Source organism: Streptomyces sp. NPDC059649 (genome assembly GCF_042734445.1).
Taxonomy (GTDB): Bacteria; Actinomycetota; Actinomycetes; order Streptomycetales; family Streptomycetaceae; genus Streptomyces.
Window position 1 is genome coordinate 15472 of sequence record NZ_JBHWDV010000041.1, and the last position, 22150, is coordinate 37621.

18 protein-coding genes are annotated in these 22150 nt (G+C 71.1%); 8 read left to right on the plus strand and 10 right to left on the minus strand.

Features of this window, described 5'->3' with window-relative positions; genetic code table 11:
• The first annotated feature begins 145 nt into the window (after positions 1 to 145).
• Positions 146 to 445 (plus strand): hypothetical protein, encoded by a 300-nt coding sequence (locus tag ACFV1J_RS30925; protein ID WP_385863564.1) that lies wholly within the window; start codon positions 146 to 148, stop codon positions 443 to 445.
• Between the two features lie 161 nt (positions 446 to 606).
• Here the strand turns inward: ACFV1J_RS30925 and ACFV1J_RS30930 are convergent, their stop codons facing one another.
• Entirely contained in the window at positions 607 to 1938 is a 1332-nt protein-coding gene (locus tag ACFV1J_RS30930) for a PLP-dependent aminotransferase family protein (RefSeq protein ID WP_385863567.1), read from the minus strand.
• A gap of 461 nt (positions 1939 to 2399) precedes the next feature.
• On the opposite strand from ACFV1J_RS30930, the gene ACFV1J_RS30935 reads away from it, so the two are divergent.
• On the plus strand, positions 2400 to 3134 hold the full coding sequence (locus ACFV1J_RS30935; RefSeq protein ID WP_385863569.1) for an alpha/beta fold hydrolase: 735 nt from the start codon (positions 2400 to 2402) through the stop codon (positions 3132 to 3134).
• 244 nt (positions 3135 to 3378) lie between these two features.
• Here ACFV1J_RS30935 and ACFV1J_RS30940 read toward each other — a convergent pair whose 3' ends face one another.
• Positions 3379 to 4212 carry a class I SAM-dependent methyltransferase gene (locus tag ACFV1J_RS30940; RefSeq protein ID WP_385863571.1) on the minus strand — a complete coding sequence of 278 codons (834 nt, stop codon included), beginning with the start codon at positions 4210 to 4212 and terminating at the stop codon, positions 3379 to 3381.
• 558 nt (positions 4213 to 4770) lie between these two features.
• On the opposite strand from ACFV1J_RS30940, the gene ACFV1J_RS30945 reads away from it, so the two are divergent.
• From ACFV1J_RS30945 to ACFV1J_RS30955, 3 genes are all read left to right on the plus strand, one after another.
• Complete coding sequence (locus ACFV1J_RS30945; protein ID WP_385863574.1) at positions 4771 to 6375, plus strand: alpha/beta fold hydrolase; 1605 nt, start codon at positions 4771 to 4773, stop codon at positions 6373 to 6375.
• A gap of 544 nt (positions 6376 to 6919) precedes the next feature.
• Positions 6920 to 7378 carry a pyridoxamine 5'-phosphate oxidase family protein gene (locus ACFV1J_RS30950; protein WP_385863576.1) on the plus strand — a complete coding sequence of 153 codons (459 nt, stop codon included), beginning with the start codon at positions 6920 to 6922 and terminating at the stop codon, positions 7376 to 7378.
• Positions 7379 to 7480: 102 nt separating this feature from the next.
• Positions 7481 to 7933 carry a hypothetical protein gene (locus ACFV1J_RS30955; protein ID WP_385863656.1) on the plus strand — a complete coding sequence of 151 codons (453 nt, stop codon included), beginning with the start codon at positions 7481 to 7483 and terminating at the stop codon, positions 7931 to 7933.
• Between the two features lie 246 nt (positions 7934 to 8179).
• On the opposite strand, the gene ACFV1J_RS30960 is transcribed toward ACFV1J_RS30955, so the two are convergent.
• The 5 genes from ACFV1J_RS30960 to ACFV1J_RS30980 all read right to left on the minus strand — a co-directional run bounded on the left by ACFV1J_RS30960 (position 8180) and on the right by ACFV1J_RS30980 (position 12113).
• Positions 8180 to 9049, minus strand: a complete 870-nt coding sequence (locus ACFV1J_RS30960) for an amino acid ABC transporter permease (protein ID WP_385863578.1) — start codon at positions 9047 to 9049, stop codon at positions 8180 to 8182.
• On the minus strand, positions 9046 to 9690 hold the full coding sequence (locus ACFV1J_RS30965; protein ID WP_385863579.1) for an amino acid ABC transporter permease: 645 nt from the start codon (positions 9688 to 9690) through the stop codon (positions 9046 to 9048). Before ACFV1J_RS30965 ends, ACFV1J_RS30960 begins: the two co-directional genes overlap by 4 nt.
• Positions 9691 to 9709: 19 nt before the next feature.
• Positions 9710 to 10648 (minus strand): glutamate ABC transporter substrate-binding protein, encoded by a 939-nt coding sequence (locus tag ACFV1J_RS30970; RefSeq protein WP_385863581.1) that lies wholly within the window; start codon positions 10646 to 10648, stop codon positions 9710 to 9712.
• 14 nt (positions 10649 to 10662) lie between these two features.
• Entirely contained in the window at positions 10663 to 11406 is a 744-nt protein-coding gene (locus ACFV1J_RS30975; RefSeq protein WP_385863658.1) for an amino acid ABC transporter ATP-binding protein, read from the minus strand.
• Between the two features lie 266 nt (positions 11407 to 11672).
• Positions 11673 to 12113 (minus strand): DUF6278 family protein, encoded by a 441-nt coding sequence (locus tag ACFV1J_RS30980; RefSeq protein ID WP_385863584.1) that lies wholly within the window; start codon positions 12111 to 12113, stop codon positions 11673 to 11675.
• 146 nt (positions 12114 to 12259) lie between these two features.
• Between ACFV1J_RS30980 and ACFV1J_RS30985 the strand changes: the two genes are divergently transcribed.
• Positions 12260 to 14071 carry a GDSL-type esterase/lipase family protein gene (locus tag ACFV1J_RS30985; protein WP_385863586.1) on the plus strand — a complete coding sequence of 604 codons (1812 nt, stop codon included), beginning with the start codon at positions 12260 to 12262 and terminating at the stop codon, positions 14069 to 14071.
• Between the two features lie 51 nt (positions 14072 to 14122).
• Here ACFV1J_RS30985 and ACFV1J_RS30990 read toward each other — a convergent pair whose 3' ends face one another.
• The 3 genes from ACFV1J_RS30990 to pcaC form a co-directional block, all read right to left on the minus strand.
• On the minus strand, positions 14123 to 14917 hold the full coding sequence (locus ACFV1J_RS30990) for an exodeoxyribonuclease III (protein ID WP_385863589.1): 795 nt from the start codon (positions 14915 to 14917) through the stop codon (positions 14123 to 14125).
• A 223-nt stretch (positions 14918 to 15140) separates the two neighbouring features.
• The gene (locus ACFV1J_RS30995; protein WP_385863591.1) at positions 15141 to 15782 is read right to left on the minus strand and encodes an MBL fold metallo-hydrolase; all 642 of its coding nucleotides are present in this window, start codon (positions 15780 to 15782) and stop codon (positions 15141 to 15143) included.
• A gap of 588 nt (positions 15783 to 16370) precedes the next feature.
• Positions 16371 to 17654 carry a 4-carboxymuconolactone decarboxylase gene (gene pcaC / locus ACFV1J_RS31000; RefSeq protein WP_385863593.1) on the minus strand — a complete coding sequence of 428 codons (1284 nt, stop codon included), beginning with the start codon at positions 17652 to 17654 and terminating at the stop codon, positions 16371 to 16373.
• A gap of 885 nt (positions 17655 to 18539) precedes the next feature.
• Here pcaC and ACFV1J_RS31005 point away from each other — a divergent pair.
• A complete protein-coding gene (locus tag ACFV1J_RS31005) occupies positions 18540 to 19661 on the plus strand; it encodes a hypothetical protein (protein WP_385863595.1) in 1122 nt (373 codons plus the stop codon).
• 269 nt (positions 19662 to 19930) lie between these two features.
• Positions 19931 to 22132, plus strand: coding sequence for an FUSC family protein (locus ACFV1J_RS31010; RefSeq protein WP_385863597.1), 2202 nt, complete (start codon positions 19931 to 19933; stop codon positions 22130 to 22132).
• The last annotated feature ends 18 nt before the right edge of the window (positions 22133 to 22150 follow it).

Sequence of the window (22150 nt, forward strand, 5' to 3'; positions counted from 1 at the left end):
CGGTCTTTCGGTGCGGCTGCCTGGCCATTCGGTCCGACTGCCCGGCCTGACCGCCGGGCCACGCCGTGAGACGCTGAAACAAACAGGACCCTGGGGAGATACAGGGACAGAAGAGGACTCCACAGCCAGCCGAGGAGTGAGCCCGATGAGGATGGTCCTGAAGGCCCGGATACCGACCGAGGCGGGCAACGCGGTACTCAAGAACGGCACCCTGTCGAAGATCATGGATGCGGCATTCGCCGCCCTGCAGCCGGAGGCGGCGTACTTCACCCTCGAAGACGGCGACCGCACCTGCTTCTTCTACTTCGACATGCAGCAGTCCTCCCAGATGCCGCCACTGCTCGAATCGTTCTTCGTGGATCTGAACGCGAAGGTCTCGCTCCAGCCGGTGATGAACGCCGACGATATGCGGACCGGTCTCGCGGACATGATGAGCGGCACCTGAGCCGAGGGGCCGACGCGACTCCCGACGACCGCGCACCGTCCCGGCCGTCCGCCCACCCGACCGTCCGCCCATTCGGCCGTCCGCTCACCGACCGTCCACCCACTCCACCATCCCCTCACCGACCGTCCACTCACCGACCGCCCACCCACTCGACCATCCGCTCACTCCGCCGGACCGCTGTCCTCCGGTACGCCCCGGGCCAGCCCGGCCAGTACGTCCAGCGCCTCGGCCAGGGCGTCCAGCGGCGGGGAGGCGAGCGCCAGGCGTACGGCGTTGGGCGCGTGCCCCGTACCGACGGCGAACGCTCCGGCCGGGGTGACCGCGATCCCCCGGCGCGCGGCGGCCGCGACGAAGGTGTCGGCCCGCCACGGCTCCGGCAGGTCCCACCAGCAGTGGTACGCCTGCGGATCGGCCCGGACGCGGAACCCGGCCAGCCGCTCGGCGACGATCCGCTGGCGGTCGGCCGCATCGGCACGTTTGGCCTCCTCCAGGGCCGCCGCGGTGCCGTCGGCCATCCAGCCGGTGGCCGCCTCCAGCGCGAAACGGGACGCGGTCCAGGTCCCCGACCGGAGCGCGGTCACCAGCTCGCGGGTCAGTTGCTCGGGCGCCGTGAGGAACCCCAGGGACAGGCCGGGCGCCAGCCGCTTGGACAGACTGTCGATCACGACGGTGCGCTCCCGCGCCAGGGCCGCCAGCGGCGGAAGGTCGGGGCGCAGAAACCCGTAGATCGCGTCCTCGACGATCTTCAGGTCCAACTCCCTGGCGACATCGACCAGTTCACGTCGTCGCGGGTCGGGCATCGTGATGCCGAGCGGGTTGTGCAACGCCGGCTGGAGGTAGACGGCGCGCAGCGGGGCGGCGGCCCGGACCGCGTCGGGCGTCAGCCCGTGCTCGTCCATGGCGAGCGGGACGAGGGTGATGCCCAGCCGGGCCGCGATGCCCTTGACCACGGGATACGTCAGCGCCTCCACGCCCAGCCGTTCACCGGTCGGCACCAGCGCGGCGATCGCGGCGGCCACCGCCTGCCGCCCGTTGCCCGCGAAGAGCAACTGGTCGGGTTCCGGGGCCCAGTCGGCCCGGGCGAGATGGGCGGCCGCGACCTGCCGCGCCGCGGCCGTACCGGCCGGGCCCACCGGACGGAGCGCGGCGGCCAGCGCGTCGGGGCGCACCAGACGTTCGAGGCTCTTGGCGAGCAGTGCGGGGTGCTCGGGCAACACCGGAAAGTTGAGCTCCAGGTCGATCCGGGCCTCCGCGGGCTCGGCCAGGGCGACTTCGGCGCGCGGCACGGCGGTACGGACGTAGGTGCCGCGGCCGACCTCGCCGACGGTCAGTCCGCGCCGACCCAGTTCGCGGTACACGCGGGCCGCGGTGGAACTGGCGATCCGCCGGTCCCGGGCGAACCGCCGCAACGGCGGCAACCGCTCCCCGGGCCGCAACCGCCCCGCCGCAATGTCCGCCGCCAACCCATCAGCCAACCCTCGGTAGTCGTCCATCGTCGCCCCTTCCCGCCTTCCCGCCCCTCTGGTCCGGGCTGGCTCTGAACCCGGTCAGGTATGAACCGGGGCCGGGTTTGAGCCCTGGCCCGGGTCCGGTGCCTGGACCGGGCTTGGGAACAGGCCCCCGTCCCGTACCGAACCTTGCACCGAACCTTGCCACACATCCCGCATTGCACCGAGCACATTATCCCTATTGTGCCGAGCGATTGCACCTCATAGCATCGAGCCATCACATTGCCGCTGAGGGGATGTCCCACATGGAATCGCTCGGATCAGTCGGATCGGCCGCATCACACGGATCAACCGGGTCAGCCGCATCACACGGAACAGCCGGATCAGCCGTCATAGGCGAGATCACCATCGGCTACGAGGACGCGGGCGATCGGAAGGAGAGCCACCGGAACGAGGAAGGCCGCGAACCACTGGTCCTCATCCACGGGCACCCCTTCGACCGCTCCATGTGGCGTCCGCAGATCGCCCACTTCAGCCGGGCCGGCCGGCGGGTGATCACCCCCGATCTGCGGGGCTACGGCGAGAGTTCGGTCGTCCCGGGCACCACTCCGCTGGAGACCTTCGCCCGCGATATCGCCGGCCTGCTCGACCACCTGGGCATTGAGCGCTGCGTGCTGGGCGGGCTCTCCATGGGCGGCCAGATCGTCATGGAGTGCTACCGCCTCTTCCCCGAGCGGATCAGTGGCGTGGTGCTCGCCGACACGTTCGCGGCACCCGAGACCGACGAGGGCAAGGCGGGCCGCCGAGCAATGGCCGAGCGCCTGCTGCGCGAGGGGATGACCGGCTATGCGCAGGAGGTGCTCGACAAGATGATTGCACCGAGCACCATCGCGGCCCGGCCGGAGGTAGCCGCACACGTCCTGGGCATGATGACGGGCACCCCGCCCGAGGGCGCGGCGGCCGCCCTACGCGGCCGCGCCGAGCGTCCCGACTACCGGGAGCTGCTGACGCGAATGTCCGTACCGGCACTGGTCGTTGTCGGCGCGGAGGACGTGTACACCCCCGTGAGCGACGCCCAGGACCTACACCGGCGCATCCCGAACAGCACCCTGGCGATCATCCCCGAAGCAGCCCACATGCCGAACCTGGAACAGGAGACCGACTTCAACGCCGCCCTCTCAACCTTCCTCACCACCCTCTCCGCCGCCCCCACCCCGCCCACCGTCTCCCCCGCGAGCTAGACGTCCGCAACGTAGAAATCCGCGACACCGCAGACCGCTTGACGCAGAAGACCGCAGGGTGGGGGTCTGCAGGGTCGAAGTCCGCGACGTGGAAGACCGCCAGGCAGACGCCCTTCCTCCCGCTCAGTGTGCGTCGTAGATCGTAGATGCCGCGGTAGTGGGGGGAGTCTCCGACGGCTCCACGAGCAAGTCCCTGTGACCCTGCCGCCCTTGCCGCGCGCTCGGGCCCCACGGTGATGGGCCCTCACGCCACCTGGCGCACCCTCCCGTACGCCAACAACGCCCGGTGCGGCAGCACCAGCCCACCGTTGCCATCCGTGAACTCTTCGGCCAGCGAGGCGAACTGCTGCCGAATACGCTCGGCCCCTTCCGCCCCCTGACCGGTGACGATCCTTCCTATCGTGGCCACCCCCGCCGCCGGCCCCTGCCACCACTCCTCCAAGGTCGTGTGGTGGCTCCAGACCAACGAACGGCACCCCGTCTCGACGAGCCCCGCCTCGTTCAGCAGCGCCGTGAGCCCTTCCTCCGTACGCGGGAAGTCGTCCTCCGGCGCGAGCGCGGGCACATCGGCCGGCCGCGGCACCCCGGCTGCCGCCACGGCCCGGCCGAGCAGCGCCTGCCCGGACGCCGCCGGCACCGCCCAGACCGTTACCGCAATCCGTCCGCCCGGCCGGGTCACCCGACGCAGCTCCGCGAGCGCCACCCGCGGCCGCCCCACATGATTGAGCACAAAGTTCCCCACAACGGCGTCGAACTTGCCATCCCCGAAAGGAAGTTGAGGCAGAGCCGCTATGTATACGAAAGCATCCGGAACGGCCTGGGCGGCACGCTCAGCCATCCCGGGTTCGGCATCCACTGCCACCACCTGAGCGCCCCGCGCAGCCGCCGCCACGGCCACCGCCCCCGGGCCCGTCCCCACATCGAGCACACGCGTGCCCGGCCCCACCCCACCAGCTTCGAGCAGCGCCGGCACCGCATACGCACACAGCCTGCCGAACCCGGTCTCGTAGGCGGCCGCACTCCCCACCCAGGCCCGCCGCTCACTCACATCGAACGGCGTCTGCACCCGCGCCACCATCTCAGCAGCCTCAGTCGGCCCAGCCGCCTCGGTCGCCCCAGCCAATTCAGTCGCCTTAGTCGCCTCAGTCGTCTCAGCCACCTCAGTCGCCTGAGCCGCCTCAGTCGCCTTCATGAACTGCCCTCCCCAAACTCACCGCCAACCAGCTCTCGGCTCATCCTTGCCTCTCCTTCCCCCCGGCCCCACCCCTCCCCTCCCCCTCCTCCACCCACCCCAACGCACCCCTAGCTCGTCCCCCCACTCGCCCCCCCCAACTCGCCACCCCTCGCTACCACTCACCCCCGACTCACCATGGCTCATCCCAACTCACCCCCGACTCGCCACCGCTCACCCCAACTCGCCCCCGACTCAGCACCACTCACCCCAACTCACCCCCACCTCACCTTCGCCTCACCCCCGACTCACGCCCGACCCAATGCTGTTACCCACCCGTAACCTACCGATGGGTTACCTTCGGTAAGGGTCGGACTTTACTCTCCAGTCACCTCGGGCCGGGCGTATGCCCCTCCTGTCCCCAGACAGCGTGCGGCCGGCTCGCATCGAGATCTGGAGCAGAAGATGACCCCCTCCCGTACGACCCTGCGCGCCGCGATCGGCACCGTTTCGGCGGCGGTGCTGGCCACGACCGTGCTCACCGGCGCACCGGCCACCGCTCAGGCGGCGACCCCGGACGCCGCCTCCGCGGCCACGGCGTCCGCCGGGTCCGCTTCCGTGCGGTTCGTCGACATCAAGGGCGAGGGCGGGATCACCCTCAAGGCCAACGTCTTCACCCCGGCCGGCGCGGACGGGACTCGGCGGTACCCGGTCATCGTGCTGCCCACCAGCTGGGCGATGCCGCAGGTCGAATACATGGCACAGGCCAAGAAGTTGGCCGACGCGGGATATGTGGTCGTCGGATACAACTCGCGCGGCTTCTGGCAGTCGGGCGGTGAGATCGAGACCGCCGGGCCCGAGGACATCGCCGACGCTTCGAAGGTCATTGACTGGGCACTGGCGAACACCCCTGCCGATCCGCAGAAGGTCGGTATGGGTGGGGTCTCCTACGGGGCCGGGATCAGTCTGCTGGCCGCCGCGTTCGACAAGCGGATCAAGGTGGTGGCGGCGCTCAGCGGCTGGGCCAACCTGATCGACTCGATATACAGCGGACGGACCCAGCATCTGCAGGCGGCGGCGATGCTCGGCGGCGCGGGTGAGCTGACCGGGCGGCCGAGCCCCGAACTCCGAACCGTCCTCAAGGACTTCATGACCTCCAACCTCTCCAAGGAGAAGGACCTGGTCGCCTGGGGGAAGAAGCGCTCCCCCGCCACCTACCTGGACCGGATCAACGCCAACGGCGCGGCGATCATGCTGGGGAACGCCTGGGGCGATTCGCTCTTCCCGCCCAACCAGTACGCCGACTTCTTCGAGAAGCTCAAGGGGCCGAAGCGGTTGGAGTTCCGGCCCGGCGACCATGCGACCGCCGAGGCCTTCGGGCTGTTCGGGCTTCCCGACGACACCTGGACCGACACCAAGCGGTGGTTCGACCACTATCTCAAGGGCGCCGACAACGGGGTCGACAAGGAATCTCCGGTACTGCTCAAGTCGCGTTCCACCGGCGCCTACGAGGGCTACAAGAGCTGGAAGGACGTGCCGTCCGCGCACCGGAAGATCGCCCTGGACGGCAGCCGGAACATCCACACCAACTGGGACTCCGGCGCAGACGGTGGGCTGATCTTCCTCTCCAGCATGCTGGACCAGTTCTTCCGGCTGCCGCCGATGGCCTCGATCCCGCTGCTGCCACGTTCGCTGGCCGCCGTCTGGCAGTCCGAGCGGTACGAGACCGGGCAGCGGGTTCGCGGCACCACCCGTCTGCACACCACCGTCACGAGCACCGCCGAGAGCGGTACCGCGATCGCGTACCTCTATGACGTCGGTCCGCTCGGCATCGGCAAGCTGGTCACCCACGCGCCGTTCACCTTCCACGGCAAGACGCCCGGGCAGCCGTTCGGCGTGGACCTGGAGTTGTTCTCGACCGCGTACGACGTGCCGGCCGGGCACAAGCTGGCGGTGGTCGTGGACACCGTCGATCCGCTGTACATCGAGCACAATCCGTCCGGGGCCCGACTGACGTTCTCCTCTCCCGCGGACGATCCGTCGTACGTCTCCGTCCCGGTGCGCGAGTAGACGGCGCGGGGGCGCCGGCCCCGGTTCGTCGGCCCGGTGGGGAGAGTCGGCGTGGCTATGACGAACCCCGACGGAGCAGGATGCGACGGAGCAGGATGCGAGGGAGCAGGAAGCGCGGGAGCAGGAAGCGCGGGAGCAGGTAACGAGGGAACGCTCTACGTCGAGGGGGGTGAGCGGGGTGATGGGGGTGATGGGGGTGAGCGTGGTCATGGTGGGCCTCCCGAAATGACGTTGTCCGACCGGGTCTTCGGCCTGACGGGCTGTTGATGTCATCAACGGTTCCATGAACGCCGCCCCCGGTCATCGCACCACGGGTTGACCCCACCTCACCCCGTATCAACCCGTGGTTCTCAACCCCTGGTTCTCGCTCCCTAGTTCTCGACCCCTGGTTATCGACCCGTGGTTCTCCTCTGCGAGCCCCGCTCGGAACGGCCGCCGCCCTCCCGCGAGCCGGACGCCCGCGAGCCCGACGCCCGGTCGTAGGCCCCAAGGCGTACAGCGCAGGCCCGAGGCGGCGGGGGTTCGTGGTCGCTAGCCTCACCGCATGGTCATCTCCCCACCACCGGCCCGCGACGCCGGGCAGCGCAAGCGCGATGTGCTCGCACGGCTGACGACGGACGAGGACGCCTGGGTCTCCTCGGCGGCCGCCGACGGCGCGCCCTACCTCGTGCCCCTGTCGTTCGTCTGGCATGACGAGCGGCTGGTGATGGCCACGAAGAAGAACAACCCGACGGCCCGCAATCTGCGGGCCAACGGTGTCTGCTGGGTGGCGCTGGGGCCCACCCGGGACGTGGTCCTCATCGAGAGCACGGTCGAGACCGTCGCGTCCGACGCGCTGCCCGAGGGCATGGGCAGCGCGTTCAGCGGGAAGCTCGGCTGGGATCCGCGCGGCCGGGAGGCCTGGGTGTTCCTCGTGTTCCGGCCGCGCCGGATCCTGGCGTGGCGCGAGGTGAACGAGCAGGCGGGGCGGGAGCTGATGCGGGACGGGGTGTGGCGGGTGTAGCCCCGCGCGGCCGTGCGCCCGGGCCCGAAGACAGCCGGTGGCATGATCGCTGGTATGGGAAATTCCGCTCCCGGCCCGCAGCCCCTGCCGGATCCCGGCCCGCTGCCGCAGCCGCATCTGCCCACGACCGAGTCCGCCGTCACGGCCGTCCGGGAGGTCGCCGAGGAGTACCGCCTCGACGTGACCGTCACGGACGACATCGGTGCGGATGTGACCTCCCGGCGCACCTCCGCCGGGGCGTTCGCCGTACTGGACCCGGACGGCTCGCTGCCGCACGAGGCATTCGTGGAGCTGGGCGGGGACCCGGCGGTCACCGTCCAGTTGTTCCCCGAGGACGATGCGAAGGTCACCGTGGACGGGGTGGAGTTCGCGGATGTGCCGCGGGATGCGGTGCCGGCGTTCCTGCGGTCGGTGTACGGCGGTCTGGCCCACGTGAAGACGCGGTTCTTCCCGCCGGGCCAGTGGCTGGTCGTGCCGCTGCCCGGCGATGAGACGTACAAGGAGCTGGTCCTGGGCGGGGCGCTCAGCCCCTGGCTCGCCCGCCGCATCCGCTGACGACGGCTCCGCACGCCACGTCCCCGGAAGGAGCGGAGCCACCGCCTCAACGGCACCTGCCTCAGGAGCCACCGCCCCAGGGCACCTACCGACCTGCCTGCCTCAGGAGCCACCGTCCCACGGCACCTACCTCAGGAGCCCGCCCCAGGGCACCCACCGACCTGCCTGCCTGCCTGGAGGAGCCACCACCCCGGGACACCTGTGTCAGAAGCCGCCGCCCCAGGACACCTGCCTCAGGCCCCCGACTCAGAGCGCAGGCCGCTGGTGGTCGCCCGTCATGAGGTTCCCCGGTTCGGCGGCGGCCACCTCGGCGGATTCGACCTTGGGGTTGCGCTTCTGGCGCCGGGAGACCCAGTTGGCGAACCAGGAGAGCAGCATGCACATCCCGATGTAGATCGGCGCGATGATCATGACGACGGGGATGAACGGCAGGTCGTAGTCGAGGTTGGAGGCGATGAGCTTGCCGGCGTGCAGGAACTCCTCGTAGGTGATGAGGAATCCAAGGGAGGTGTCCTTGAGCGCGACGACCAGCTGGCTGATGATCGCCGGCAGCATCGCCCGGACCGCCTGCGGCACCAGGACGTACGTCATGACCTGGGTTTTCTGCATGCCGAGCGCGTAGGCGGCCTCGCCCTGGCCGCGTTCGACGGCGTTGATGCCGCTGCGGAAGACCTCGGCGAGGACCGAGCCGTTGTAGAGCGTGAGGCCGGCGACCAGGGCGGGCAGCGGTGGCACCTGGAGCGCCACGTAGATGAAGAAGATCATGACGAGCAGGGGCATCGCGCGGAAGAACTCCACGATCAGCGTGGACAGCCAGCGGATCGGCCGGTGGACGGAGAGCCGCCCGATGGCGAGCACCGCGCCGAAGGCCAACGACAGCACCGCGGCGAATCCGAACGCCCGCAGGGTGTTGGCCAGTCCGGTCAGCAGGAGTTCCTGGATGCCGATGTAGGTGAAGGGGCTCCACTTCGCGGTGGTGAACTGGGCGGTGACGAAGAGGAGGTAGAGGATCCAGCCGATCAGGGCGAGGATCACGAGCGTTCCGGCGAGGCCGTAGGCCCGGTGGCGGGCCCTGGCCCGGGGGCCGGGGACGTCGTAGAGGGCGTTGGCGGTCATCGGGCGACTCCGTAGTGCTTCTCCAGCACGTTGAAGATCGCGCTGATGGACAGGGTCACGATCAGATAGCCGACGGCGATCCAGACGAAGGTCCAGATGATGCTGTAACCCAGCTCATTGAGCGGTTTGTAGACCCCGAGCAGTTCGACGACGCTGAAGGCGCCGGCGATCGCGGAGTTCTTGGCGAGCGCGATCAGGGTGGACCCGATGGGCGGGATGACGGAGCGGAACGCCTGGGGCAGGACGACGATGCCGAGGGTCTGCGGGAAGGTCATGCCGAGGCTGCGGGCCGCCTCGCCCTGGCCGGTCGGCACGGTGTTGATGCCGGAACGGACCGCCTCGCAGATGAAGGCGGAGGTGTAGCAGCCGAGCGCCAGGATGGCGAAGAGCTTGAACGGCAGGACCAGGCCGAACCGCGGCAGGCCCAGCACCACGGCGAAGAACAGCAGGGTCAGCGGGGTGTTGCGGAGCACCGTCACCCAGGCGGTGCCGAAGGCCCGCAGCGAGCGGACCGGGGCGACCCGGAAGGCGGCCATGAGGAAGCCGATGGCGAGCGCCAGCAGGGAGGCGTAGACGGTGAGTTCGACGGTGCCGAGCAGCCCCTCCGCGTAGAGGGAGAGGTTGTCGAGGAGAACGTTCATCGGTCGGTTCCTTGGCGGCTCAGGACGCCGGGTAGCGGTCGATCGGGGGCGGCTTGGGGGCGGGCATCCCGGACAGTCCGAGGGTCGCGTCGTACGCCCTCTTCCAGTTGCCGTTCTTCTCGTTCACGGCGAGCGCGTCGTCCAGGGCGAAGCGCAGGGCGTTGTCGGCGCGCGGGACGCCGATGCCGTAGGGCTCCTCGGAGAAGGGTTTGCCGACGACCTTGAGTTCGCGGGGGACCTTGGCGGCGTAGCCGAGCAGGATCGCGTCGTCGGTGGTGACCGCGTCGACCTGGAAGGTGAGCAGGTTGTCCACGCACACCGAGTAGGTGTCGTAGGCGACGAGGACGGCCTTGGGGTACTCGGACTGGATGCGCTGGTACGGGGTCGAGCCGGCCGCGGAGCAGACTCGTTTGCCGGCCAGGTCCTGCGGTCCGTGGATGTCGTGCTCGTCGGTGCGCACCAGCAGGGACTGGCCGGCCAGGTAGTAGGGACCGGCGAAGCCGACCAGCTTCTTGCGCTTGTCGTTGATGGTGTAGGTGCCGACGTAGAGGTCGATCTGGCCGTTCTGGAGGGCGGTCTCGCGGTTGGCGGAGGCGATGGTCCGGAACTGGATGGTGCGGGGCGGGAAGCCGAGGGCGGCGGACATCATCTTGGCGATCTCGATGTCGAAGCCCGTGTAGACGCCGGTGGCGGGGTCCTTCTCGCCGAGGTAGGGCTGGTCCTCCTTGACGCCGATGATGAGGTGGCCGCGGCGTTTGGCCGCCGTCCAGGTCGGGGAGGACGGCAGCCGGAAGTTCTTGGCGACCGGGTAGCGGGGCAGTTCGCTGCCCTTGGGGCCCTTGACCGGTGGGCTGCCGGCCCGGCCGCAGCCGGCGAGGACCAGCGCGAGGACGGCCACTACGGCGAGCAGGCGGGCCGTGCGGGTGCGGGGCAGGCGCGTGGTGTGTCGGTATGGCATGGCGGCACCCCCGTTCAGTGCTTGAGGATCTTCGAGAGGAAGTCCTTCGCCCGCTCGCTGCGCGGGGCGGTGAAGAATTCCTCGGGGGTGCGGTCCTCGACGATCCGGCCGTCGGCCATGAACACCACGCGGTTGGCGGCGGACCGGGCGAAGCCCATTTCGTGGGTGACGACGACCATCGTCATGCCCTCGTGGGCGAGCTGCCGCATGACCTCCAGCACCTCGTTGATCATCTCCGGGTCGAGTGCGGAGGTCGGTTCGTCGAAGAGCAGCGCCTTGGGGTCCATGGCGAGCGCGCGGGCGATGGCGACGCGCTGTTGTTGGCCGCCGGAGAGCTGGGCGGGATATTTCTCGGCCTGGGAGGCGAGCCCGACCCGGTCCAGGAGCTCACGGGCGCGCCGCGCGGCCTCGTCCTTCCGCTTCTTGCGGACCTTCACCGGGGCCAGCATGACGTTGTCGAGCACGGTCCGGTGGGCGAAGAGGTTGAACGACTGGAAGACCATGCCGACCTCGGCGCGCAACTGGGCGAGCGCCCGGCCCTCTTCGGGCAGCGGTCTGCCGTCGAGTGTGATCGTGCCCGATTCGATGGTTTCCAGGCGGTTGATGGCCCGGCACAGGGTGGACTTCCCGCCCCCGGAGGGCCCGATGACCACGACCACCTCCCCACGGCCGACGGTGAGGTCGATGTCCTGGAGGACGTGCAGTTTTCCGTAGTGCTTGTTGACCCCGCGCAGTTCAATCAGCGCCTCACCGGCCATGTCCGACCTGCCCACTCTCATCCGTACAGCGGAGAGCCCGCAAACTACCGGGGAGAATGAGGCGGTACGCCCTGACACGCACGTACAGGCGGGTTCGGGGGGATAAATCGGGTAAGTCGGCTTGATGGTGTTCGGGGTCGGAGGGCGCCCTCGCCGGCGGGTGCGGGGGCGGTAGGTCCGGGGCGGGTACGACGGATCGCGGGCTTACGGGTCAGCTCTCGCGGCCTCGTGTTATGGGTCAGCTCTCCGCGGCCTGGGCCTACGGGTCAGCTCTCCGCGGCCTCGGCATAGACCTGGGAGAGTTCCGGTGCGCCGTCGTCGGCCCACTGATGGCCGGCCGCGACCACGTCGATCTCGCGCCCGGACGCCAGCCGGACCACCGGCTGCCCGTCCGGCCAGACGTGCCAGACCGCTCCGTGAACGGTACGCACCACTACGGTGCCCAGGTACAGACCCGCGTCGTTGCCGAGCCAGGGGGCCACCTCGGGGTCGTCCCGCCAGTCCGGCCTGAGCTGGTCCAGCCGTTCCAACGACCGTACGGAGTCGTCGAGTTCGACGCCCGCGGTGGCCGCATGGGACCGCAGCAGCTCGCACTCGGACAGCAACTCGACGACGCTCTCCGGGTCGGCGCGCACCGACTCGGCGAGCGGCACGGACCGATGGGACGGCGGTCGCTTGCGCCACTTGTCCAGGAAAGACATGTTCATGGTGTGCAGGGTCCCACCCGACCTGTGGTCGGGGCCACAGGCGCGCGGCATGACCGGGCGCCGTCCGCCACCTTGACGCGCCCCCGCAGGCTCCCTACCTTCAGTGCGCCCGAAGCGGATCCGCGGCCGGAGGGGGACACCGACCGATGCGCCTACGCCGATGGGGCACCGCCCTGTCACTGCTGCTGCTCATCACCGCGCTGCCGGGCACCACCCTCGCACCGGCGGCCTCGGCAACCACGGCGGCGGCGCCCCGCCCGCTGCCCCGGCTCTTCGACAACACGGCGGTGAGCGACAACTCCCGCCCCGGCGCGGCCGATTTCGACGGCGCGGGCCACTCGCTGTCCGCCCAGGACCTGGCGGCGGCCGGCTGGTCGCCGGGGACCGAGCTGGCCCTCGACGGCGCGCGGCTCCACTGGCCGCGCAGCGCGGCCGGGACACCGGACAACGTCCGGGCCGACGGCCAGGCGGTCGCGGTGCGCGGCCGGGGCGATGCGTTGACCTTCCTGGTGGCGGGTACGGGCGGCCAGGCCACCGGGCGCGGCACCGTCCGTTACCGGGACGGTTCGCACAGTGTCTACGAACTCATCGCCCCCGATTGGCGCTCCGGGCCGCTGAGCACCAAGGCGGTGGCGCTGCCGCACCTCAACGGCCCGGACGGGCAGTCGGCCGGTCCGGCGCGGTTGTACGCGGTGACCGTAGCGCTGCGGCCGGGACGGAAGGTGGCGTCGGTGGTGCTGCCGCCCGCAGCCCCGGCGGCCGCCCTGCACGTCTTCGCGCTGTCGGTACGGGACACCGGGCGCGGCCACACCGGGAGTTGGGCGGCGAGCACGGCCGGCTTCCGGGCCGTCGGCCCCTGGCGGGACCGTACGGTGCGGCTGGTGGTCCACAGCGGCGCGGGCGGGCCGCGGCCGCGGATCCGGATCGCCAACACCTTCGCGGCGGCGCCGGTCGCCATCGGGGCGGCGAGCATCGCGGTACGCGGTACGGGAGCGGCGGCCGACGGCCGGCCCGTGGCGTTGACCTTCCGGGCGCGGGCCGGGGCCCGGGTCCCGGCCGGTGCGGAGCTGTTCAGCGATCCCGCGGCCTTCACCGTCCCGCCGGACACCGATCTGCTGGTGAGTCTTCATCTGCCCGGGACGGTGACCGCGGCGCCGGTGCACCAGGAGGCGGCCCAGCTGTCGTACCTGAGCGCCGACGGCAGCGGCGACCGCTCCCGGGACCCGGGCGGCGGCGGCTATCCGCAGACCATGGCCTTCTGGCCGTTCCTGACCGGTCTGGAGGTCGACGGCGGGCCCGGCTCGATCGTCACGCTGGGCGATTCGATCACCGACGGGGTGAAGTCGACGAGCGGCGCCAACCGCCGCTGGCCGGACGTCCTCGCCCGCCGCTTCGGCGCCCAGCAGGCGCTGCCCCGTTACGGCGTGCTCAATCACGGCATCTCGGCGAACCGCGTCGTCACCGACCGCTATCAAGGCGACGGGGTGAGCACGGACACCGGAGGGGTCAGCGCCCAGCACCGGCTGGAACGGGACGTACTGGCCCAGGCCGGGGCGCGGACCGTGGTGGTCTTCGAGGGCATCAACGACGTGCGCTGGGGCACCCCCGCCGAGGACGTCATCGCCGGCCTGCGGGCGCTCGCCCGGCGGGCGCACGAGCGGGGGCTGCGGGCGGTCGCGGCCACCCTCACGCCGTGCGGCGGCTACCCGGACTGCACCCCGGCCGCGGAAGCCCGCCGCCAGGCCGTCAACGCCTTCCTGCGCGACGGCGCCGGCCGGGGCGCCTTCGACGCGATCCTGGACTTCGACGCCGTACTCCGGGACCCGGCCGCCCCGACCCGGATGCTCCCCGCCTACGACAGCGGCGACCACCTCCACCCGGGCGACGCGGGGCTGCGGGCACTGGGCGAATCGATCGAGCTGCGGGTGCTCGTGCCCTCACGGACGTTCGTGCGCTGAGGGACGCGCCTCGTGCCGCCCTGAGGGAGGCCGTTACGCCCCGAGGCAGCGCTACTCCCCGACGGGCGGGACGTCCAGGTCCACCACCACCGGGGCGTGGTCCGAGGCGCCCTTGCCCTTGCGCTCCTCGCGGTCGACGTAGGCGTCCGAGACGGCCTTGGCGAAGGGGGCGTTGCCGTAGACGAGGTCGATGCGCATGCCGCGGTTCTTGGGGAACGCGAGCTGACGGTAGTCCCAGTAGGTGTACGGGCGGTCGTACTTGAGGGGGCGCGGGACGACGTCCGACAGGCCCGCCTCACGGAGGGCCTGGAGGGCGGCGCGCTCGGCGGGGGTGACGTGGGTGGAGCCGACGAAGACGGCCGGGTCCCAGACGTCCTCGTCGGTGGGGGCGACGTTGTAGTCCCCGAGGACCGCGAACGGGCGGTCGCCCGCCGCGTCCTCGGCGACCGCGGTCTTCAGGGCCTCGAACCAGCCGAGCTTGTAGGTGTAGTGCGCATGGTCGACCTCGCGGCCGTTGGGGACGTAGACCGACCAGACCCGGGCCGGTCCGCAGGTCGCCGAGATCGCCCGGGGCTCCTCCACGCCGTCGTACTGCGGCCCGCCGGGGAGGCCGATGCGGACGTCCTCCAGCCCGACCTTGGAGAGCACGGCGACGCCGTTCCACCTGCCGTTGGCGTTGACCGCGGCCTCGTAGCCGAGCTCGCGGAGCTGCTCGTACGGGAACTGCTCGGCGGTGCACTTGGTCTCCTGGAGGCACAGCACGTCCGTGCCGGAGCTCTCCAGCCAGGCCAGCAGCCGCGGCAGGCGGGCGGTGATCGAATTGACGTTCCAGGTCGCGATGCGCATGTCTGCAAACCTACCGCCCGCCACTGACAGCCCGGGTCCGGTCCCGGTCGGGGATGGGGCCCGACCCGGTGCCGGGGCCGGGCCCGGTGCCGGAAGCGGACCTGGTGCCGGGACCGGACCCGATGCCGGGGCAGGTGCCGGACCCGATGCCGGGGCCGGACCGATGCCGGTGCCGGACCCGGTCTGTGGGGCTCGGTCTGTGGGGCTCGGTCACCCGCGGGGGTCAGCCCACCGTGGTGTGGTTGCCGGGGGTGAGCCGGCCGTGGTCCGTGCCGCCGAGCTTGTCGATCATGGAGTCGTAGATCGGGCGGGCGTGGTCCTGTAGCAGGCTGTCGTGGATGTCGATGGCCCGCCGGGGCGCGACCTCGCGGACATAATCGATCACCTCGGCCACCTTGTTCCAGGGCGCGTGGACGGGCAGCAGCAGGGTGTCGACCGTCCGGCCCTCGGGGACCGTGAGAGCGTCGCCGGGGTGGAACACCGCGCCCCCGTCGAGGAGATAGCCGACGTTGGTGATGCGCGGGATGTCGGGGTGGATCACGGCGTGCAGCTGGCCGTGCACCTCGACCTCGAAGCCGGCCGCGGTGAAGGTGTCGCCCTCGCCGACGGTGTGGACGCGGCCCGGGAACGCGGCCGAGAGCTGCTCGGCAACACTGGCGAGGGTCCAGATCTCGGCGCCGGGGTTGGCCTCCATGCCCGCCCGCAGCCGGTCCTCGTTGAAGTGGTCCATGTGCTCGTGGGTGACCAGGATCGCGTCCGCGCCGACGGCCGCGTCCTCCTCGCTGAAGACACCCGGGTCGATGACGAGTGTCTGCCCGTCCTTCTCCAGCCGGACGCAGGCATGGGTCTTCTTGGTGAGTTCCATGTTTGCCATCTTGCCGCGCTGGGGGTGGGCGCGGCGCTCCTTGAGGGTGGGCGCGGCCCTCCGGGGTGGGCGGACGCCGGGACATAGGCGGGCGCCCGGGAGGTGGGCGGGGCCCTATCGGGTCGCGGTCGGGGGGGTGCCGCACGCCGGGGTGGGGCGGAGCTGCGGGCGGGGCGGCGAGCGGGGTGGTCGCCGGGCCGTACCCGACGGGGCCTGACGCGCACGCCCCCTCGTCGCCTGACCCGCCCACCCAGGCTCTCTCGTCACCTGACCCGCCCCCCCGAAGGGGGGTGGGCGGCGGGGAAAAACCAAGGAGCGCGGGTGGGCGGCGGGGAATGGGGCGCGCACACGATGCGGCCGACAACACTAGGGGCCCACACGATACGGCCGACCACAACAGGGGCTCACGCAACACGGCCGCCAACACCAGAGGCACCTCCCACGATGCGGTCGACCACCACAGAAGCCACGCACGGTACGCCCACCCACAAGAGGCGGCCCACCTACAAGAGCCGACGCAAGACCCAATCCACAAAGGCGGCGCAAGACGCACCCCGCAAGAGGGCTCAACGTGGGCCCGCGGCCCCCTCACCCCTCCGGCGTCGTCTCCTCGCGGATGACCTGCTGGGCCACCGCGAAGGCGGAGTTGGCGGCCGGGACGCCGCAGTAGATGGCGGTGTGGAGGAGGACTTCTTTGATCTCTGACGGGGTGAGGCCGTTGCGGAGGGCCGCGCGGGTGTGCAGGGCCAGCTCCTCTTTGTGGCCGCGGGCGGTCAGCGCGGTGAGCGTGATGATGCTGCGGGTGCGGCGGTCCAGGCCCGGCCGGGTCCAGGTCTCGCCCCAGGCGTAACGGGTGATGAAGTCCTGGAAGTCGCCGGTGAAGTCGTCGGCGGCAGCCTGCGCGCGGTCGACGTGGGCGTCGCCGAGGACCTCCCGGCGGACCTTGAGGCCCGCCTCGTACGTGCCGCCGCGGTCCTGCTCGGGCTGGGCGAGGCCGGACTCTATGGCGGCGGGCGGCGCCTGCGGGGGCGGCGGGGGCGCGATCTGCGGCTTGGGGGCCGCGGCACCGATGGCCGCCTGGCCGCCGGGGCCGGGCTTGTCGTGCCAGGCGTGGGTGAAGTGCCGGATGAGCAGCTCGGTGACGGCCGCGGGCTGCTCGACGGGCGCCAGGTGGGAGGTGCCGGGCACCAGCGCCAGGCTCGCGTCGGGTATGCCGGCGACCAGGGTGCGGGCGTCGGTGGTCGGGGTGACCTGGTCCTCGGAGCCGACGACGACGAGCGTGGGCACGCCGACCCGGCCGAGCGAGGAGCGCACGTCGTAGGAGGCCAGCGCCTCGCAGGCGGCGATGTAGCAGCCGGGGTCGGTGGTCCGCACCATCTGGACGGCCCATTCGACGATGGCGGGCTGGGCGCCGGCGAAGACCGGGGTGAACCAGTGCTCGGGGGCGGTGCGGGCGATCGGGTCGAGTCCGTTGGTGCGGATGACGACGCCGCGCTGCCGCCAGGCGTCGGCGGTCCCGTAGCGCGGTGAGGAGGACACCAGTGCCAGGGAGGTGACGCGGTGCGGGCGGGTGAGCGCCAGCTGCGTACCGATGGCGCCGCCGATGTTGCAGCCGGCGTAGCCGAAGCGGTCCACGCCGAGGCCGTCGAGCGTGGCGATCAGCCGGTCGGCCAGCTCGGCGATGGAGGACGCCGCGTGGGCGGGGGAACCGCCGTGGCCGGGCAGGTCGAAACGGACGACCCGCCAGTGGCGGGCCAGCTCGGGGATCTGCCGGTCCCACATGTGCCATGTGGTTCCCAGCGCCGCACCGAGGACGAGTACGGGGGCGTCGTCGGGACCGTCGATCCGGTGCTGCAGGGTCTTCTCACTCACCCGACCACGCTACCGACTCCGTGACGCGATCCTGACACCCGGGTCAGGAGGAGCCGCTACGAGGACCGCCGGAGCGTGGCCGCCGACCGCGTCCCGGAGCAGGATCTGTGCAGGTCAGAGCCTCGCCGTTCAGACGACAAAGACGACCGCGTGATCCGCTCGTCGTAGCTCACCACGATCCGGTGGTGCGGACGCGGTGCCCTGCTCGCGATCAGGAGCGATGTTCACTTCCTTCTTGGGGTGTCCGCTACGGCTCCACCGCCAAGCCCAGCCGGATGCGGACAACCTCAATGGTCGCCGCGATCGCCGGTTTGGCCCAACCGGCGATCGCGATCTGAATTGCGGGCCTGCACCGGGACGTTCACTGACCGTTCCTAGCGGACGAAGGTCAGGGGGCCAGCCGGTACGACCGGAGAGCGGAAGTCGCGCCATCCGCGCCGACCACCAGGAGCCCCGTGGTCGGTGAGTCGGTTGAGGTTGCAGGCCACGACGCGTTCCGGAGCACCAACAGCTCAGGCAGGGTGTCGTGTTGCGGCTCCGGGACGGACCGCGAAGTGCGCGAGGACCTCTCAAACACGGCAGTCACCGCGTTGCACCAGGCGGTTTCGTTTGGATCAGGGGATGGTTGATTTGGGTGTGCCGTTGCCTGACGTGCGGTGGGCGCGGATCGATGCGTCCCTCCGGGTTGGACACCGAACGGGTGGCCGGTGACGCGGCATGCGGTGCAGACGGGAGCGTTGCCCTGTACCGGGAGAACGGGGAGATCTGGCCGTACCGCCTGCACCGGCCGGCGAGGGCCAGCGTGTCACACGGCGCCGACGCCACCCCGGGGGCATCCTGTGGGCACTTGCGATCGCGGGAACAGTCGACGAGAAGGGTCCAGCGATGCCGGTGTCGTCGCAGGGCGTTACGGTCGTGGCGCTCCTCGCGGACCCGGACGCGCCGACGGAGATCGCTCAGCGCATGGCCCGGACACTTCCTGATCGGCTCGCCGACAAGTCGGGCCAGGGGCGACGGTTCGACGTCGAGGTGGTCAGTGAGCCCTTCACCTCAGGGACCGAGGACCCGACCACCTTGATGCGCCGGATCAGGGACCGTGGGAGTGCGGAGAACTGGGACATCGTCGTGGCCCTCACCGACCTTCCGCTGCACTCACACGGGCGCAAGCTCGCTGTGAATCTGAGTCACGAACACGGCTTGGCGCTGCTCTCTCTTCCTTCACTGGGCGGCCTGCGGCTGCAGGCAAGGGCCCGGCGGGCCGTTGAAGAAGCTGTGCTTGGCTTGGCGGGTCCGCAAACCACTGGGGCTGAAGGACCTCCGCGAAGGCAGCCGCTTCTGGGGCCCTTCGTCGATCGTCTCGCGCCTATTCATCCGGGCCAACCCGGTGAGGAGGAGGCCGACGATGTTCGGTACGTCGTCAGCGGGCCGCGCGGTTACCTGCGGGTGCTCGCCGGTATGGTCCGCGCCAACCGGCCGTGGCGGTTGGTGCCGGGCTTGTCGAAAGCCCTGGCGGCCGCACTCGCCACGGGAGCAGTCGCCACCGTGAACTCCACCGTCTGGAGCCTGGCCGCGTCCCTGAGCACGCCACGCCTCGTGATCGCCACGGTCGGGTCTGTCGCGATCATGATCGGCTGGCTGATCGTGGACGCGAACCTGTGGCATCGACCACCAGAGAGCTCGCCGGAGGCGAGGCAGAGGGCGGCTCTCTACAACGCCTCGACCGTCGTGACCGTGGGGATCGGGGTGCTCGTCTGCTACGTGGGTTTGATGGTCATCAACTTGGTGTCGGCGCTGTTCATCCTCAACGACCGAGTGTTCGCTTCCCTGACACGAACCCCGCTTCACGGCACGGAGTACTGGACGTTGTCCTGGTTCGTCGCTTCGGTCGCCACCGTGGGCGGCGCCCTTGGATCGGGCTTGGAGCGCGACGAGGTGATCCGGGCAGCCGCCTACTCCAAGCGCGAACAGGAACGTCGCAGAGCGCTGCTCGACGACCACGGTGACTAGGCAGTTCGTGTTTGTAGCTGCTCTCACTCACCCAGGCGAACACTCAGCTGGCTGCCCGGCTCCCGGAACCCGGGCGCAGCCGCCACACATCGGGATGTCGCCGGGTCGGCGCCCGGGACAGCGGCGCCTGGATCGGCCCCGTCTGGTGTCCGGCGTTCCGGCCGGACTCCTCGGTTCGTTCCCGGGCGGCACCGCGTGGTGGCTCACGTGGGCGGGTGCACGGTGCGGCTGACGGCGGACGGCCCCGGCCTCGCCCTAAGCTCGGCGCCGTGACGTGGCTGCGGGCGCTGGGGCTGGTCGTGCGCTCCGGGCTGACGATTGAGCGGACCCGGCTCGAGCCGCTGGTCGCACTGCGCGCCGCGGCCGGAGTGGCAACCGTGATCGGGCTCGCGCTGTGGTTTGTCTCCCCGGCCTATGCCACGTCCGCCGCGTTCGGAGCCTTCTCGGCCGGCACCGCCACGTTCCAGCGGAGTTGGCGCCCGCGCAAGGTGATCGCGCTGGCCGCCGGCGCGGGCCTGGCGCTCAGCACCTTCCTGGGATACCTGGCGGGGGCGCACCCCGTGCCGTTCCTCCTGCTGCTCGCCGTGTGGTCCTTCGGCGCCGGAATGGCCTGGGCCGCGGGCTCGACCTCCGGGATCGTCGCGGCCACCACGATCGGCATCATGCTGGTGACCGTCACCCTGCCGACCACCGTGGTGCAGGCGCTGGAGCACGCCGCGGTGATCGCCTTCGGCGGTGTGGTGCAAGCGACGCTGATCCTGCTGTTCCCGATCCGCCGCTGGGGAGCGCACCGGGATGCGCTCGCCCACGCCCTCGCCGCCGTGGCCGACTACGCCCGGCGGCTGCGGCACGACCCGGTGGCCCCCTTCGCCCCGGAACCGATGATGACGGCCCGCGACGCCGCTGCGGTCACGCCGTGGCAGGCGCGCCGGCGGCCCGCCGCCTTGCACGGCCCCCGCGGCCTGGCCGAGCGCATCCGCCCGGTCCTCGCCTCCCTCGCCGACCCCCGGGTCGGCGCTCCGGCGGAGGGGCCGGAACGCGACCGGACGCGGGAACTCCTGAAGGCGGCCGGCGAGGTGCTGGACGCCGCTGCCCACTCGATCCGCCGCGGTACCCCGGTCCGGGCGCCCTCCAAAGCCATGGAGACCCTCCGGGCCGGGGACGACGAGGTGCTGCGGGGGCCGGCGCGGCTGGCGGCGGTGCGGCTGTTCGATCTGCTGCACGAGGTCGTGGAGACCGCGGACAGCGGTGACCCTCACGCGGCGAACGCCCCGGCACTGGTGCGTCCGACCATGTTCCGGATGGTGCCGGTCGTGCTGCGTGCGATGCGCCGCGAGCTCGTCTGGGATTCGACGGTTCTCCGGCACGCCGTACGTCTCGCCGGGGTGGCTTGCCTCGGCTACCTGCTCGGCAATGCGCTTCCGCTGGGCCACGGCTACTGGGTGCCGATCACCTCCGTCATGGTGTTGCGGCCCGACTTCCACCAGACCTACTCCCGTGCCGTGGCCCGGTTCTCCGGCACTCTCGTCGGCGTCGGACTGGCCACCGGAGTGGTGCAGTTGGCTCACCCGGGCGCATATCTGTCCGGCGGGCTGGCCGTGTTCTCGGCCGGGTTGATGTACCTGCTGATGCGCACCGGGTACGCGGTCTCGCAGTCCTTCGCCGCAGCGTATGTTGTCTTCCTGCTCGGGATGGGGGGCGAGGAGTGGCACCAGACGGTGCGGGACCGGGTGCTGCTGACCCTGCTCGGCGGTGCGCTCGCGATGCTGGCCTATGTGATCTTTCCGGCCTGGGAGACCCCACGACTGCTGGACCGTCTCGCGGACTGGCTCGCCGCGAACGGGCGGTACGCGGCGGCGGTGGTCGGCAGCTACGCGGATCCCGGCGGCCAGCATCGCGCGGAAGTGCGGCAGGCACTGCTTGCCGCCCGTGAGAAGGAGGCCGCGTGGGACGAGGCTTTCGAGCGGTCCAAGCATGAGCCGGTGAAGCATCGTGGACTGACCCGCAGTGCGGCCCAGGACGCGTACGAGGCGCTCGCGTCGATGGGGCGGGCGGCGATGCTTCTGGAGGCCCATCTGCCGGGACGAGGGGTGCGGCCCGTCCCGGAAGCCGCACTGTTCGCGGCGGCCCTGCGGGCGGACACCGCGCGTGCGGCCCGGGACGTACGCGAGCGGCGGGCCCCGGGATGGGAACGGGTAGCGGCGGCGCTCGATGCCTGGGAGGGCGCGGACGACGGTGATGATCCGGTGGTGCGGCGTGGCGCGGAACTTTTGCTGGGGGCCCTGGAGGAGCTGACGGCCGCACTGGGCACGACACCGCTGGAACGGGATGTCGAGCCGGTCCGGGAGGCGCGGGAGGACCGACAGGAGCGACCGGCACCGGAGGAAGAGGCGACGGATGCGGAAGAGGAACAGGAACTCCGGCGGGGGCACGGTGACGGCTCGGCTCCGCCACCCAAGGACGTCGGATAGGCAGCGCCGCGTTCCGTG

What these genes read in the sequence shown, in the direction of transcription:
- ACFV1J_RS30925 (WP_385863564.1), top strand. Translation starts at nt 146, where the DNA reads ATGAGGATGGTCCTGAAGGCCCGGATACCGACCGAGGCGGGCAACGCG.
- ACFV1J_RS30930 (WP_385863567.1), bottom strand. Translation starts at nt 1,938, where the DNA reads ATGGACGACTACCGAGGGTTGGCTGATGGGTTGGCGGCGGACATTGCG.
- ACFV1J_RS30935 (WP_385863569.1), top strand. Translation starts at nt 2,400, where the DNA reads ATGTGGCGTCCGCAGATCGCCCACTTCAGCCGGGCCGGCCGGCGGGTG.
- ACFV1J_RS30940 (WP_385863571.1), bottom strand. Translation starts at nt 4,212, where the DNA reads ATGGTGGCGCGGGTGCAGACGCCGTTCGATGTGAGTGAGCGGCGGGCC.
- ACFV1J_RS30945 (WP_385863574.1), top strand. Translation starts at nt 4,771, where the DNA reads ATGACCCCCTCCCGTACGACCCTGCGCGCCGCGATCGGCACCGTTTCG.
- ACFV1J_RS30950 (WP_385863576.1), top strand. Translation starts at nt 6,920, where the DNA reads ATGGTCATCTCCCCACCACCGGCCCGCGACGCCGGGCAGCGCAAGCGC.
- ACFV1J_RS30960 (WP_385863578.1), bottom strand. Translation starts at nt 9,049, where the DNA reads ATGACCGCCAACGCCCTCTACGACGTCCCCGGCCCCCGGGCCAGGGCC.
- ACFV1J_RS30965 (WP_385863579.1), bottom strand. Translation starts at nt 9,690, where the DNA reads ATGAACGTTCTCCTCGACAACCTCTCCCTCTACGCGGAGGGGCTGCTC.
- ACFV1J_RS30970 (WP_385863581.1), bottom strand. Translation starts at nt 10,648, where the DNA reads ATGCCATACCGACACACCACGCGCCTGCCCCGCACCCGCACGGCCCGC.
- ACFV1J_RS30975 (WP_385863658.1), bottom strand. Translation starts at nt 11,406, where the DNA reads ATGGCCGGTGAGGCGCTGATTGAACTGCGCGGGGTCAACAAGCACTAC.
- ACFV1J_RS30980 (WP_385863584.1), bottom strand. Translation starts at nt 12,113, where the DNA reads ATGAACATGTCTTTCCTGGACAAGTGGCGCAAGCGACCGCCGTCCCAT.
- ACFV1J_RS30985 (WP_385863586.1), top strand. Translation starts at nt 12,260, where the DNA reads ATGCGCCTACGCCGATGGGGCACCGCCCTGTCACTGCTGCTGCTCATC.
- ACFV1J_RS30990 (WP_385863589.1), bottom strand. Translation starts at nt 14,917, where the DNA reads ATGCGCATCGCGACCTGGAACGTCAATTCGATCACCGCCCGCCTGCCG.
- ACFV1J_RS30995 (WP_385863591.1), bottom strand. Translation starts at nt 15,782, where the DNA reads ATGGAACTCACCAAGAAGACCCATGCCTGCGTCCGGCTGGAGAAGGAC.
- ACFV1J_RS31005 (WP_385863595.1), top strand. Translation starts at nt 18,540, where the DNA reads ATGCCGGTGTCGTCGCAGGGCGTTACGGTCGTGGCGCTCCTCGCGGAC.